Source organism: Apilactobacillus kunkeei (assembly GCF_001421115.1).
GTDB classification, from domain to species: Bacteria; Bacillota; Bacilli; order Lactobacillales; family Lactobacillaceae; genus Apilactobacillus; species Apilactobacillus kunkeei_F.
In genome coordinates this window covers 84,004-99,181 of sequence record NZ_JXCW01000006.1, presented here as the reverse complement: position 1 = coordinate 99,181, position 15,178 = coordinate 84,004, and the positions used below count along the sequence as shown (strand labels likewise).

At 34.1% G+C, this 15,178-nt stretch carries 7 protein-coding genes; 5 read left to right on the top strand and 2 right to left on the bottom strand.

Features of this window, described 5'->3' with window-relative positions; genetic code table 11:
• Positions 1–82: 82 nt before the first annotated feature.
• The 5 genes from RZ55_RS05895 (at position 83) to RZ55_RS05875 (ending at position 12,113) form a co-directional block, all read left to right on the top strand.
• Positions 83–3,502: a glycoside hydrolase family 70 protein gene (locus tag RZ55_RS05895; protein WP_057175965.1), complete on the top strand. Its 3,420-nt coding sequence runs from the start codon at positions 83–85 to the stop codon at positions 3,500–3,502.
• A 237-nt stretch (positions 3,503–3,739) separates the two neighbouring features.
• Positions 3,740–8,041 (top strand): glycoside hydrolase family 70 protein, encoded by a 4,302-nt coding sequence (locus tag RZ55_RS05890; protein ID WP_057175964.1) that lies wholly within the window; start codon positions 3,740–3,742, stop codon positions 8,039–8,041.
• Between the two features lie 90 nt (positions 8,042–8,131).
• Positions 8,132–8,932, top strand: a complete 801-nt coding sequence (locus RZ55_RS05885; protein WP_171823260.1) for a CPBP family intramembrane glutamic endopeptidase — start codon at positions 8,132–8,134, stop codon at positions 8,930–8,932.
• Positions 8,933–9,154: 222 nt separating this feature from the next.
• The gene (locus tag RZ55_RS05880; protein ID WP_053792986.1) at positions 9,155–10,492 is read left to right on the top strand and encodes an FAD-dependent oxidoreductase; all 1,338 of its coding nucleotides are present in this window, start codon (positions 9,155–9,157) and stop codon (positions 10,490–10,492) included.
• Positions 10,493–10,598: 106 nt separating this feature from the next.
• Positions 10,599–12,113, top strand: coding sequence for a hypothetical protein (locus RZ55_RS05875; protein ID WP_057175962.1), 1,515 nt, complete (start codon positions 10,599–10,601; stop codon positions 12,111–12,113).
• A gap of 47 nt (positions 12,114–12,160) precedes the next feature.
• On the opposite strand, the gene RZ55_RS05870 is transcribed toward RZ55_RS05875, so the two are convergent.
• Together RZ55_RS05870 and RZ55_RS05865 are read right to left on the bottom strand one after the other, a co-directional pair.
• Positions 12,161–13,621: an APC family permease gene (locus RZ55_RS05870; protein ID WP_057175961.1), complete on the bottom strand. Its 1,461-nt coding sequence runs from the start codon at positions 13,619–13,621 to the stop codon at positions 12,161–12,163.
• A 200-nt stretch (positions 13,622–13,821) separates the two neighbouring features.
• Positions 13,822–15,144: an amino acid permease gene (locus RZ55_RS05865; RefSeq protein ID WP_034532439.1), complete on the bottom strand. Its 1,323-nt coding sequence runs from the start codon at positions 15,142–15,144 to the stop codon at positions 13,822–13,824.
• Positions 15,145–15,178 lie beyond the last annotated feature (34 nt).

Genomic DNA, 15,178 nt, shown 5'->3' with positions numbered 1-15,178 from the left:
TTTTAATTTTGTTTAAAAAAGTATTAAAAATTGATATAATCAAATTAATGTTTTTTAATAATTGTTAAAGCAGGGGGATTACATGAAAGCAGAACATAATAATTTAAAATTACATTTCAAAATGTATAAATCTGGAAAACAATGGGTTATTGCGGGACTAACAACTGTGGTAGCTTCAATTGCTATCTTCAGTGGAAACCAACTATTTAGTGGGAATGTTGTAGCAAAGGCAGACGGGGTAACAACAACCCAAGTTTCTCAAAATAGCAATAGTAGTAATGGAATTTCTACACTTCCAAAAGATGGAAAGTATGTATCTAGTGATAATGGAAAAACATGGAAGTATGTTTCTCAAAACAATGCTGCAAAAGGATTATATAGTGATGGTTCAAACATTTTCTACTTTAATGAAAGTGATGGAACTCAAGTAAAAGGTAACATTATTAGTGTTGGAAAAAACACTTATTATTTCGATAGCAAAACTGGTCAAGGAACAAAAATATCAGATTATACTGGTGGAAAGTACACTAACCCAAGTACTGATAATAAAGCTGCTTGGACCTACCAAGATAAGAGCAATAACACTGTAAAGGGTGTTGCAACAATTGGAGATTCAGTTCAATATTACGATGAAAAAGATGGATTTCAGCTAAAAGGTGGATCTATTAACTTAGGAAACACAAATTATTATGTAGATTCAAACCAAGGAAATGTAACTAGTAAAGTAAATAGAGTTGTTTCTTCTAATGACGGGACTTTAAAAGGATTAAACGTCGTAAATGGTAATTTACAGTACCTTGATTATAAAACTGGAAAACAAGTAAAGAATAAACAAGTAGCAGTTAATGGTGTTACATACTACTTTGATGATAATGGAAATGGTTCATATTTATTTACCAATTTAGGTAAATCTGTTCGTACTAATTTTGATAAATATAATGCTGTTAATGGTGTAAATAAATCTAATTTCACAAACACAGTTGATGGATTCTTAACAGCAGATTCATGGTATCGTCCTAAACAAGTTTTGGCTAACGGTAAGAAATGGCGTAAGTCTACTTCTAAAGATTTTAGACCATTAGTAACAGTAGCATGGCCAAACAAAGATGTTCAGGTTAATTATTTAGCTTTAATGCAAATGAACGGTTTGTTATCTAATAAGGAAAAGTACACTGTTTTCTCTGATCAACAAACATTAAATGCTGCTGCTCAAAAAGCCCAAGTTAATATTGAGAAACGCATTAGTAAAAAGAAAAGTACTAAATGGTTAGACAAGTTGTTATTCCAAGGTACAACTACTGAACCATCATTTATAAAGAGACAATATGTTTGGAGTTCTGCATCTGAATATCCTGGACAAGGGGATGCTCAATGGTTCCAAGGAGGATACTTGAAGTATGGTAATAATCGTTTAACTCCAAAAACTAATTCAAAGTATCGTCAAATTGGTAATGCTTTTGACTTTTTATTAGCAAATGATGTTGATAACTCTAACCCATCAGTTCAAGCTGAAGATATTAATTGGCTACATTATTTAACTCACTTTGGTTCAATAACTGCTAAAGATCCTAAAGCTAATTTCGATAGTATCAGAATTGATGCTGTGGACTTTATCAGTAATGATATAGTTCAAAGAAGTAATGATTACCTAAGGGATTTATACAAACTTACAAAGAATGATAGCAATGCTGATAAGCATATTTCATTGGTTGAAGGTAGTCTAGAAGCGGCAACAAGTTATTCACATTCAGATTCTCTAATTGAATCTCCTTATAGAAATGATATTGATGGACTATTAGGAAACTCAGGAAATTCTGCAGACTTAAGTAAATTAATTAAAGAGTATGATTCTGGAATCATTATTTCAGATCATTCAGGAACTACTAACAATAGTTCTATTCCAACTTATTCTATTGTTCATGCCCATGATAAGGGAGTTCAAGAAAGAGTTGGACAAGCAATTATGGATAATTCTGGTATAACTGATTGGGCAAACTTTACTCCTAAGCAATTAAGAGATGGATTGAAGTTATACTATGATGATCAAAGAAAAACTGTTAAGAAATACAATGACTATAACGTTCCAAGTGCCTATGCAATAATGCTAACTAACAACAACACTGTTCCTCGTATCTACTATGGTGATATGTATCAAGATGATGGACAATTCATGCAAAAAAAGAGTCTATATTATGATGACATCGTTAGTTTGATGCTGGCTAGAACCAAATATGTTGCCGGTGGTCAAAGTATGAGCATGGATTCAAATGGATTCCTAACAAGTGTTCGTTATGGAAAAGGTGCTAATAATGTTAATTCACAAGGTACATCTGAAACTAGAAATGAAGGAATTGGAGTAATTGTTGGTAACGACACTAATAAAGTTCTTAATGATGGACAAACAGTTACTTTAAATATGGGTGCAGCTCATAAGAACCAACAATATCGTCCTGTTTTATTAACAACCAAAGATGGAATCAAGACATATTCTTCTGATAAAAATGCGCCTGTTGTAGAAACTGATTCAAATGGGGTTCTTACATTTAGCAATAAAGATGTTAATGGACAAAGTGACACAAGTGTAAGGGGAACATTAAATCCACAAGTTTCCGGATATTTAGCTGTATGGGTACCTGTTGGTGCTAAGAATGGACAAGATGCTAGAACAAAACCATCAAAGAAAGCCAGAAATGATGGTAAAGTACTTCATTTAAATGATGCTTTAGCTTCTAACTTGATTTTTGAAGGATTCTCAAACTTTCAACCTATGCCAAAAAATAAGAGTCAATACACTAACGTTGTAATTGCCAAAAATGCTAAAACATTTAAAAAATGGGGTATTACAAGTTTTGAAATGGCACCTCAATATCGTTCTACCAACGATAAGAGTTTTGTCGATTCAACTATAAAAAACGGGTATGCATTCTCAGACAGATATGATTTAGGTTTCGGTAAGCCAACCAAATACGGTACAGATAAAGATTTAAGAAAGGCCATTAAGTCCCTACATGCTCAAGGCATGCAAGTTATGGCTGATGTTGTATATAATCAACTATATAACCTTCCTGGTAAAGAAGTAGTATCTACTTCTCGAGCTAGTGCTTATGGTAATAATGTTGATGTTCCATTTGGAAACCAATTATATGTTGTAAATACTATTGGTGGTGGAAAGTATCAAACTAAGTTTGGTGGAAAATACCTTAAAGAACTAAAGAAGAAATATCCTAGTTTATTTAAGGCAAAAACATATAAATACTATTACAAAGACAATCAAAAAGATGGCTCAGTTAAATTAGCTCTTACTTCAAGCAAGAGATCAAGCATTCCAGCAAACAAACCTATTAAGGAATGGTCTGCTAAATATATGAACGGTACAAATGTATTGGGATTAGGAATGGGATATGTCTTAAAAGATTGGAATAATGGTAAATACTTTAAGATTAATGGGACAAAGACTTCGTTACCAAGTTCTATTTATTACAAAAGTACAAAAAATAAGTAATTGATTTATTTGAACAAGAAAAAATAACTAATTAAAAAGCATTGCATAGGTGATTTTTTGAATCTATATGCAATGTTTTTTATACAGTTTGTTTACTAATAAAATTATATTAATATCATTTTAATTAAGTTAAAATATTAAGTTTCTTAAAACAATATTAAAAAGTACTTATTTTTGTGGACAAATTTGATATAATTTTTTTATATCGTATATTGAAAATTGATTTGGAGGAAAATTATGAATTTCAGTAAAAATGATAGAAAATTACATTTTAAAATGTATAAATCTGGAAAACAGTGGATTACTGCCGGTATTTTGACTGGGGCTGTTGTTGTGACATTAACAGGAATCAATAATCAAGTTTCTGCTAAAGCTGATGCGACAACAAATAATAGTACAACAACTAGTAATGCACCAACAGCATCAACTCACAGTGCTTCATCACTGAACTCATCTTCAGCAAGCACAAACTCAACAAATGTAGTGAGTTCTTCCGCTGCAAATTCAGCTACACCATCATCTGCTGTATCTTCTAATTCTAGCAATTTTGCTGTTGAGTCTTCAGCTGTAACTGTAGCTGGATCTAATGATAATTCAGCTACACCATCATCAAATGCATCTAATGATAATTCTTTATCATCAAATGATAAAGAAATTCTATCAAATGCTTCTGCTGACTTTAAGTCTCATACTAAGATTATTGATGGAAAAGTTCATTACTACAATGGTAATGTGGAATTAAAGGGTCAAGTTATAACAGATAATAACGTTACATATTACTTTGGAGCAGACGGTGCTTTAGATAATACAAGTATTAATACATCAAATAGTTTCGAATCTGGAACAATAGCTGCTACAGATAAGACTGCTATATACTCTGCTGATGATAATAACATTACTAATGTTAACGGCTTTATAACTGCTGATTCATGGTATCGTCCAAAACAAATTCAAGTTAGCGATAGTCAATGGAGAGATTCTACCTCTAATGACTTTAGACCACTATTAAGTGTATGGTGGCCATCTCAAAAAGTTCAAATTGATTACTTGAATTACATGAGCAAACAAGGACTAGTTTCAGGTACTTTTAGCTCAAACAATACTTCTGATCAATTAAATGATGCTGCTGCAACAGTTAGATTAAATATTGAAAAAAATATTCAATCTAACAATGGAAATGCAGATAAAATTAAAACTATCTTTAACAACTTTGTTAATTCACAAAGTCAATGGAATATCGGTAGTGAAAACTATGATATGAATGACGGTTTCCAAGGTGGAGCACTAAAATATGGAAATAACAGTCAAACAGTTAACGCAAATTCAAACTACAGATTAATAAATAGAACACCAACACAACAAGATGGAAAAGTTAACTATAAAGTAAGTGGATATGCTGGTTACGAATTCTTATTAGGTAATGATGTTGATAATTCAAATCCAGTTGTTCAAGCTGAAACATTGAACTGGTTACATTACTTAATGAACTTTGGAAGCATTACACAAAATGATAAAAATGCTAACTTTGATGGTGTTCGTGTTGATGCCGCTGATAATATGGACTCAGATATTTTAAATATTATCGGAAAATATTATAGAGATGCATATGCCATCAATAAGAATAACAAGAATGCAAATGATCATATTGCTATCCTTGAAGATTGGAGTCAAAATGATGCCTACTATCTAAAAGACCATGGTGCTGACCAAATGTCTATAGATGGTGGATATCTAACTGCATTGCAATCTAGTTTGATGGCCAAACCTAATGCAAGAAAATCTATTTCAAGATTCATTAATTATGGATTAGTTAATAGAAGAAAAGACTCAGCTGATAACGTAAATATTCCAAACTACCAAATCGTAAGAGCTCATGATAATGGCGTACAAGATGTTATTGCTAAAATCATTAAAGATCATATCGATCCAAACTCAACTGGATATACTCCTTCTTGGTCACAAATCAATAAAGCATTTAAGATTTACAATGCGGACCAAAGAAGTACAAACAAAAAGTATACACAATACAACATTCCGGCAGCTTATGCTTTAATGCTAACTAATAAAGATACAACACCACGTGTTTACTATGGTGATATGTATACTGATAATGGACAATTTATGGCAACTAAGACACCTTACTACAACTCAATTAGTGCAATGCTAGAGGGTAGAGTGAAGTATGTAGCCGGTGGACAAGCTATGAAGACAGTTTCTGTAAATAACGGTAAAAATAGCGTATTAGTATCTGTTCGTTTTGGTAAGGGTGCACAAACCGTAAATTCAAAAGGAACAAAAAATACTAGAAAATCTGGTATTGCTGTTATTGAAAGTAACAATCCAAAACTTAAGCTAGGTAAGAAAGATAAAGTAGTTATCTACATGGGTGCTGCCCACAAGAACCAAGCATATCGTCCATTGGTTAATACTACTAAGAAGGGTATTGCCACATATGCTACTGACAAGAGTGCCAAGAAGAGTGTTATTTACACAGATTCAAAGGGACGCTTAGTTCTTACCGGTTCAGCAATCAAGGGATATGCTAATCCACAAGTATCAGGATACCTATCAATGTGGGTACCAGTTGGAGCATCAGCAAAACAAGATGTTAGAACAGCACCAAGTACTAAAGCAAGCAAGGATGGTAGATCATTCCATTCAAACGCTGCTTTGGATTCAAATGTTATCTTTGAAGCATTTTCTAACTTCCAAAGTATTCCAACTAAACAATCTCAATATTCAAATGTTGTAATTGCTACAAAGGCAAAGATGTTCAGCAATTTAGGATTTACTAACATTGAATTACCACCACAATATCGTTCAACAACAGATGGATCATTCTTGGATTCAACAGTTCAAAACGGGTATGCATTTAATGATAGATATGATTTAGGATTTAATACTCCAACTAAGTACGGTACTGCTGAACAATTAGCAACAGCTATTAAAGCTCTACACGCTAAAAACTTGAAAGTATTAGTTGACTTTGTTCCTGACCAACTATATACGCTACCAAATAAACAAGTTGTTTCAGCTACACGTGTTAATACAGTTGGAAAGACTAGTCCTAAGACTAACTTAATTAATGTGCTATATGAAGCAAATAGTGAAGGTTCTGGAACAGATTACCAATACAAGTATGGTGGAGAATTCCTAAGTGATTTACAAAAAATGTACCCTGACTTGTTTACTACTAAACAAATTTCAACAGGTGAAACAATTGATCCATCTAAGAAAATTAAAGTATGGGATGCTCAATACTTGAACGGTACAAACATTCAAGGACGTGGTGCAGAATACGTTCTAAGTAATTCATATGGTTCAGACTACTTTACTGTTAAGACAGCAAGTAATCCAAATATCGCGGCCACAATTTTACCAAAAGAATTATTAGGACAATCTGTAAATTATGGATTACAAACAGTTAATGGAAAACCACAATATGTTACTACAAGTGGATACACTGCTAGAAATTCATTCCTAAGAGATCAATCTGGTAATTGGTACTATGTTGATGAAAATGGAAACTTTGTAACTACACCAACAGTTATTAATGGATATGAATATTACTTCCTACCAAGTGGATTAAACGTAAGAGACGCAATTGTTAAGGAAAAGGATGGATCTTTATCTTATTACCAAGCTAATGGTATCAAAGCTACAGATTCTGGATATTTCGTTAGTGATACAATTGGTCAAATTATTTATATCGATAAAAACGGTAATGTTCATACCGGTATGTTAACTTCAAATGGAAGTAGTCAATATTTTGATGATAATGGTTATCAAGTTAAGAATGCAATGGTATGGGTTAATGGTAAGAAGGAATTCTTTAACAATGGCTCTGGTAGTCTAGTTAAAGACAGTTTCTTCTCATACAACAATAACTGGTACTATGCTAATAAGAAAGGTTATGTTGTTAAGGGACACCAAACTATTAATGGTAAGAAGTACTACTTCTACAACAGTGGTGTTCAAGCTAAGAACAAGATGGTCGTAAACAAAAACAAGACCATTTCTTACTACAATGCACATAATGCACAACTTGTTACCAAGTCATTCAAGTACAAGGGTAAGAAAATTACCATTAAGAAGAGTGCTGTATACGCTCCTAATCAATTAATTGTTACTCCTGCAGGTAAGTTCTTGCTAAATGCAAAGAGCCAAGTTAAGTCAGGTGTTCACAAAATTAAGGGTCACTACTATTCATTTGATGGTACTGGAAGAATGAAAACATCAGGTACTGCTAAAGTTAAATCAGTCACTTACAATGTAAGAAAGAACGGAACTATTAACTTTAATACTGGTAAAGTTGTTAACGCAAAAGACTTAAAAGCTGTTAAGAAACAATTAGCTGCTAAGAAGAAGGCTGTAAAGACTGAAACTAAGAAAGTATCAGCTGCCAAGAAAGCAGTTAAGAGAAACAACTCTAAACAAAACAAAGCAGCTTACAAAAAAGCTTCAAAAACATTGAAAGATTTAAAATCATCAGTAAAGCAATTTAACTCTTACATTACGAAGTTTAATAAGCGTAAGTAACCTAAAAAAAGAATGCCCACTCGGCATTCATTTTTTATGCTATGATGTTTTTATTAAAAAAAGTGAGGGAAAAATATGAGAATAATAAAAATGTGGACCAAAGTATTACTAGTATTAATCGTGATGCTTATTGCGTTGGAAATTGTGTCTAGTTTTGAAACAACTTTTAATATCTACACTACTAGCCACCAATTATTTGGAAAGGTAGAACCTGAGTTCATAGAAGGAATATTTGCTATTCTTTTTTACTTTATTGCTAGACGTTATTTAAAAATAGATATTTTCCACCAAAAAGGTGGATATTCCCATATCTTCAAAGAAGGATGGCTTGGGATTTTCTACATTTTTAGTAATATCTTTTTAGTAGATAATTCTGAAAATTGGAATGTGTTTATGCACCATATGAATGCTTTTAATTTATTGATGATATTTGTAATTGCATTCATTCAGGCATATTCTGTAGGAATGTTTGAAGAAATTTCAGTTCGCGGTATTATCATGGGTATTATGCTTAAGAACTTTAAGAAATATCCAGTAATGAAAAGTATTTTCTTTTCCAGTGTAATTTTTGGATGTCTTCATGCAGCAAACTTTTTTGAAGCTCCATTCTGGGATACTGCAAATCAGATTATTTATGCAGTTGGACTAGGATTCGTTTTTGGAACAATCTATTATGTAACCAAAAACATTTGGGTCTCTATTCTTTTGCATTCCTTGATAGATTATTCTAATTTTGTTTTATCAGTACCTTTAACCAAGTACACTGCAACAAGCTCATACAGCGGTATTAGTCTAGTAACCATTTTAACCTTAGTATTAGGGTTAATATCATCTTACCTATTCCTTATTCGCTACAATCGTAAGCAAGGTAAGAAGGATCTACTATTTTAAACACTTAAGCAACGGAATCATTCCGTTGCTTTTTTATACTTTTGTGAAACTCAGTGAGATGTTACACAAAGTACAAAGGCGCTATAACTACTGTTAATATATCAAATGTTAAATTTATCTTAAGGGCAAATAAAATTATTGTGTTTTTATTCACAATACATATAATTAGAGTTGTAGAGAAAATATAAATGAAAATTTACAGAATAGAGAAGGTATTACAATATGAAAGTTATTGTTATTGGTTGTACACATGCAGGTACATTCGCTGTTAAACAAATTTTAAAAGAACATCCAGACGCAGAAGTTACTGTATACGAAAGAAATGACAACATTTCATTCCTATCATGTGGTATCGCTTTATACCTAGATGGTAAGGTTAAGGATCCTCAAGGTTTATTCTACTCAAATCCTAAGGAACTATCCGATTTAGGTGCAAACGTTAAAATGCTACACAGTGTAAAGTCTGTAGATACTGACGCTAAGACAATCGAAGTTGAAAACTTAGATTCTCACGACGTATTTACTGATAAGTACGACAAGCTAGTTATGACAACAGGTTCACGTCCTGTTCTTCCTCCAATCGAAGGTCGCGATAACAAGAACGTCTTCTTCTGCAAGAACTGGCACGATGCTCAAATCCTATTTGAAAAGGCTAAGGACCACAAACGTATCGCCGTTGTTGGTGCTGGTTACATCGGTGCTGAATTAGCAGAAGCATTTTCAAACCACGGTCACGAAACTACTTTAATCAACAGTGACAGTCACGTACTATCAAAATACTTCGACAAGAAATTCACTGACAAGATTGAAGAACTATACGCTGACCACAACGTAAAACTAGAATTAGGTGTTCGTGTTCAAAAGTTCTCAGGTGATGACGAATTAACATTATCAACTGGTGATCACGACATTAAGGCTGACATGGCTATCCTATGTGTTGGTTTCCAACCAAACACTGAACTATTAACTGGTAAGGTTGATATGATGGATAACGGTGCCATCATCACTAACGAATACATGCAATCATCAAACCCAGACATCTTTGCTGCCGGTGATAGTGCTGCTGTGCACTTCAACCCAAGTGAAACTAACGAATACATTCCACTAGCAACTAACGCTGTTCGTCAAGGTATTCTAGTTGGTCAAAACATCGAAAAGACAACAACTAAGTACATGGGTACTCAATCATCATCTGGTTTACAACTATATGATTACGCAATTGTTTCTACTGGTATGACAGTTGGTATGGCAGAAAGAAAGGGCATGAAAGCAAGCTCAGTAGTTGTTGAAGATAACTACCGTCCAGAATTCATGCCAACAACTGAAAAGGTATTAATGGAACTAGTATACGACCCAAGCACTCGTCGTATCTTAGGTGGATCATTAATGAGTCGTTACGACATTTCTCAATCAGCTAACACATTATCAGTTCTTATCCAAAACAAGAACACAATCGATGACTTAGCTATGGTTGATATGTTATTCCAACCCAACTTTGACCGTCCATTCCACTACCTAAACATTTTGGGTCAAGCTGCTCAAGCGCAAGAAGAAAAGTAAAATTCTTAACTAAATTTGAAAAATTCCCTAAAAAATTTCATTTTAGGGAATTTTTTTATAGCTATTTTAATTTTATTGGATTATTATTACAAGATGAGGTGAGAAAATGAAAAAAATTATAAATAGACTAACCGCTAAAAACATTTTGATGTTAGTGATTAGTTTTGTTTGTATGTTCTTTTTAACAACAGCTTCGCCGTTCTACGCATTTAACAAATCAGTAGACGCGAATACAATGTATACTGTTGGAAAAGGATTACTACACGGATTACTTCCCTACAAGGATTTATTCGATAATAGGGGACCATTAATTTACTTAATTCATTCCGCAAATGCGATCTTTTCATACAACTCTTTTACATTTATCTATGTAATTGAATCATTGTTGTTGTTCCTAGATATCGCGTACATTAACAGAATTCTATCAATGAAATTAAGTGCTAGAACAGCAATGTTCTGCAGTTTCTTATTTATCCCATTGGCATTTACCAGTCGTATCTTCTACTATGGTGACTTACCAGAAGAATACGCTATGACATTTGTATTAATCTTGCTTTACTCATGTATTAAATATAACTGGTTTGATATGCCACGTCGTTACTACATAGTTAATGGATGCTTTGTTGCAATTCTATTTTGGATTAAATATTCATTAGTTATTCCATGGGTAATCTTCTTTATTTATGTTGGTTTAGCATGTCTATTCACTAAACGCTTTAAAAAGTTATTTGTGATCATCTTAGACGCGTTAATCGGATTCTTATCCGTTACATTACCAATCATTATTCTTTATTGGGCCACAGGAGCCTTAAAATTCCTATTTAACGACTACTTCTATCTAAACTTGACACATTACCATGTGCAAAACGCATCGTTCGCATACACGCTATTTAAGATGGAATACCCAACATTTGGTTTTTCTCATCACTTAGTCATTATCCGAACTGTTTACTACCTAATGATTGCACTATTCATTTGTGCAGTTGTTAGATACATGCGTGAAGCAAAGATGCACGATAGTAACAAGGTTCTACTTGTTCTAATCGTCTTCATCGACATTCTAGCAACTTATGAAGTTGGTGGAGCTAGTTTTTCATACTACCTATTCGCGTGTGAACCATTCATCATCTTCTACTTGTTCGAATTAGGATTACTAGTCGATAAGTATCTATATAACAAGAAGTATCTAATCTGGGGATTGTCAGTAATTGCTTTATTAGGAATTTTCGTTACAAACAGAAATTACCGTACAAGCTTACATTACTTAAAACCTAGTCAATCATATCAATATGAATATTCAAAGATCATTAACAAGTCTAAGGATAAGTCATTATTGAACTACCGTTTCCTAGATGTTGGTCTATACACCTACACAGGAACCCATGCTGATAATCGTTTCTTTATCAGAAATAACATCCAATACAAGCCAATGTATGATGCACAACGTGATTACTTACATTCACTAAAATACAAGTTCGTAGTTACTAAGTACCGTAAGGGCTGGAGACTATGGAAGGTTGATACTAGATTCCTAAAGGAACACTACATCAGACTTCGTCATATGAGATTTAACTATCAAGATCATAGTGAAGGTTGGATTGACCTATACGTAAGAAAATAGCACAAAAAAAGAGGACTCAAACGAGTCCTCTTTTTATTTGGTTTTAATTATTCATTATCATTTGATTTAACTTCGACTTGTTGGTTTCTAGTGTTATGATGCATACCATATACGAAGTAGATAACCATACCGATGATGAACCATACAAGCGCATAAATCTTAGCGTCGTTGTCTAGACCCCAGAATACTGCTAGTGATGCTAGGAAGCCTAAAGCAGGCATAACAGGGAAGAGTGGTTCTTTGAATCCAGGCATGTTGATGTCTTTTCCTTCACGTTTTCTAAGTGGGTAAATACCGATTGAAACGAACATGAAGGCGATCAATGTACCAGCTGAAATTAGTTGTGATAGGAAAGTAAATGTTAAGAAGGCACCGATAACAACTGAGATAACAGTCATAGTAATGATTGCATTTAGTGGGAGGTGGCTCTTCTTATTAATCTTACCAAGGAACTTAGGTAGCATACCATCTCTACCGAATGAGTATAGTAGACGTGAACCAGCCATCATCATACCGATTAGGGCAGTGAACATACCAACAACGGCAATGATTTGAACAACTGAAGCAACGATTGGGTGACCAGCTTGACGTAGGGCCCAACCAACTGGTTCTGCGTTACCAGCGTAGTTAGTGTACTTGAACATACCAACTAGAACTAATGATACGGCAACAAATAGTGTAACGGCAATTACTAGAGAACCAATGATACCTCTAGGCATTGTCTTTTGAGGGTTCTTTGCTTCTGCTGAGTTTGCAGCAATTGAATCGAAACCAATGTATGATAGGAAAATTACTGAAACACCAGCATAAATTCCGCTGAAACCACCGAAGCTAGTACCATCGGCATTAACATGGTGAGCAGGAATAAATGGAACGTAGTTGGCGAAGTGAATGGCGGTAGCACCGACAACAATAAATACTAATACAGCAGCTACCTTTAAAATTACTAATACATTTTCAACACGAGAAGTTTGCTTGTCACCACGTGTAATTAAGAACATTACAATCAAAATTACAACAACGGTACAAATATCAACTAATCCGCCTTTGGCACTGACAGGGTTAGCTAAATATGTAGGGAAATTAATTCCAAGTGGTGCAATTAGACCTCGGAAGTTAGCCGATAATCCAGCTGCAACAAAGGAAACAGCGATGAAGTATTCTGCTAGAAGTGCCCATCCGGCTACCCAGCCCCAGAATTCTCCAAAAACAACGTTAATCCATGAATATGCAGAACCGGCAAACGGCATGGCTGAAGCCATTTCTGCGTAAGATAAAGCAACCAACCCAGCAACAATCGCTGCAAGTAAGAAAGAAATAGTTACCGCAGGACCTGCGTTGTTTGCAGCCACGATACCAGGAAGGGTGAAAATAGCAGTAGAAACAATTGTTCCAACTCCTAAAGCTAAGAAATCCTTTGTGGTCAATGATCTGACCAAGTTAGAATCCTTTTGCTCATAGACACTAGGGTCTTCTTTTCGATTCATTCGTTTGAATAGATTCGCCATAAAAATTACCTCTTTTCGTATGTATAAACAAGATGGCATCTTGTTTATTAAAAAATGATTAGAAATTGATTATATTTTAATCGTTTTTGTTAATTTGTCAAATACGGTTTGTAAATAATAGACAAACGTAACTAATATTTTAACATGAAAATAGCCACCCTTGAATAGCAAAAGGGTGGCTAAATTAGTTTTAATATGAATTATTTTGCTTTCTTATTAAATCTAACAAAGTATAGGAATGTCATTAATGCTAAGAAGACGATCCCTACAATCAATGGAATTCTTGTATCATCATTGAAGAACATAAATACTAAAGTAACAAATAGTACTAGTAATGTTAGATAGTTTGAGAAAGGTGCTAGTGGCATCTTGAATGGATGACCAACTAGTTTTTCAGGATGTTGCTTTCTAAACTTAAGTTCCGACATGATAATTACGAACCATGGAACCATACCTGGAAGAACAGATGAACTGTATACGTATACGAATACTTGGTTTGCTCCCTTGTAGAATAGAGGAAGAACTACGTTTAGAATAACTCCCAATAAAATACCAGTAGCAATTGAGATAACAGAGATGTATGGAACACCGTGCTTGTTAATCTTGTTGTATCTGTCAGGTAATTGACCTTGTTGTGCTAATAGGTATGACATACGGCTTGAACTGTAAATTGCTGAGTTAGAACCTGATAGAGCGGCTGTTAAAACAACAAAGTTAATGATTGAAGCCGCAGCAGTAATACCTACTTGTGAGAATGTTTCTACGAAAGGTGAACCAATGTTTGCAATCTTATCCCATGGGTAGATTGAAAGCATTACGAAGATTGATCCGATGTAGAAGATTAAGATACGACCAATAGTGTCTTGGATAGCTTTAACTAGAGTCTTCTTAGGGTTTTCAGCTTCACCAGCAGTAACACCAATTAATTCGATTCCTTGGTAAGAAGCGAATACGATTGATAGTGCGAAGAAGAACCCTTTGAAACCACCAGTAAAGAATCCGTGTGACCATAGGTTAGAAATACCAGTAGGTCCGACTCCATTGAAACCTAAAACAACGATTACTAAACCAACAATGATCATTGCGATAATAGTAACCACTTTAATTAAAGCAAACCAGTATTCCAATTCACCAAAGGCACTAACCGAGATTAAGTTGGCAATACATAAGAATACTACCGCGATAATACCAGGTACCCAAGATGGAATTGATGGCCACCAGAATTGCATGTAAGTACCAATAGCAATCATTTCTGAAATACCAACAACAACCCATTGGAAAATGTTAGACCAAGCGGTCAAGTAACCGAAAACGGGGTGCATGTATTCAGAAGCGAAATGTGAGAAAGAACCACTAATTGGGTTATCGTATAACATTTCACCTAAAGCTCTCATAATTAGGTATAAGAACACACCAGCAATTGCATATGCTAGCAATACAGAAGGACCAGTCCATGCAATTGTGGACTTGGCACCCATAAATAGACCAACCCCGATTGTTCCCCCAAGGGCGATCATTTGCATCTGTCTAGAACTTAATTTACGTTCTAGTTTCTTT

Bases quoted from the DNA above. Each gene is read 5' to 3' on its own strand.
- RZ55_RS05895 (WP_057175965.1), top strand. From the start codon at position 83: ATGAAAGCAGAACATAATAATTTAAAATTACATTTCAAAATGTATAAA.
- RZ55_RS05890 (WP_057175964.1), top strand. From the start codon at position 3,740: ATGAATTTCAGTAAAAATGATAGAAAATTACATTTTAAAATGTATAAA.
- RZ55_RS05885 (WP_171823260.1), top strand. From the start codon at position 8,132: ATGTGGACCAAAGTATTACTAGTATTAATCGTGATGCTTATTGCGTTG.
- RZ55_RS05880 (WP_053792986.1), top strand. From the start codon at position 9,155: ATGAAAGTTATTGTTATTGGTTGTACACATGCAGGTACATTCGCTGTT.
- RZ55_RS05875 (WP_057175962.1), top strand. From the start codon at position 10,599: ATGAAAAAAATTATAAATAGACTAACCGCTAAAAACATTTTGATGTTA.
- RZ55_RS05870 (WP_057175961.1), bottom strand. From the start codon at position 13,621: ATGGCGAATCTATTCAAACGAATGAATCGAAAAGAAGACCCTAGTGTC.
- RZ55_RS05865 (WP_034532439.1), bottom strand. From the start codon at position 15,144: ATGCAAATGATCGCCCTTGGGGGAACAATCGGGGTTGGTCTATTTATG.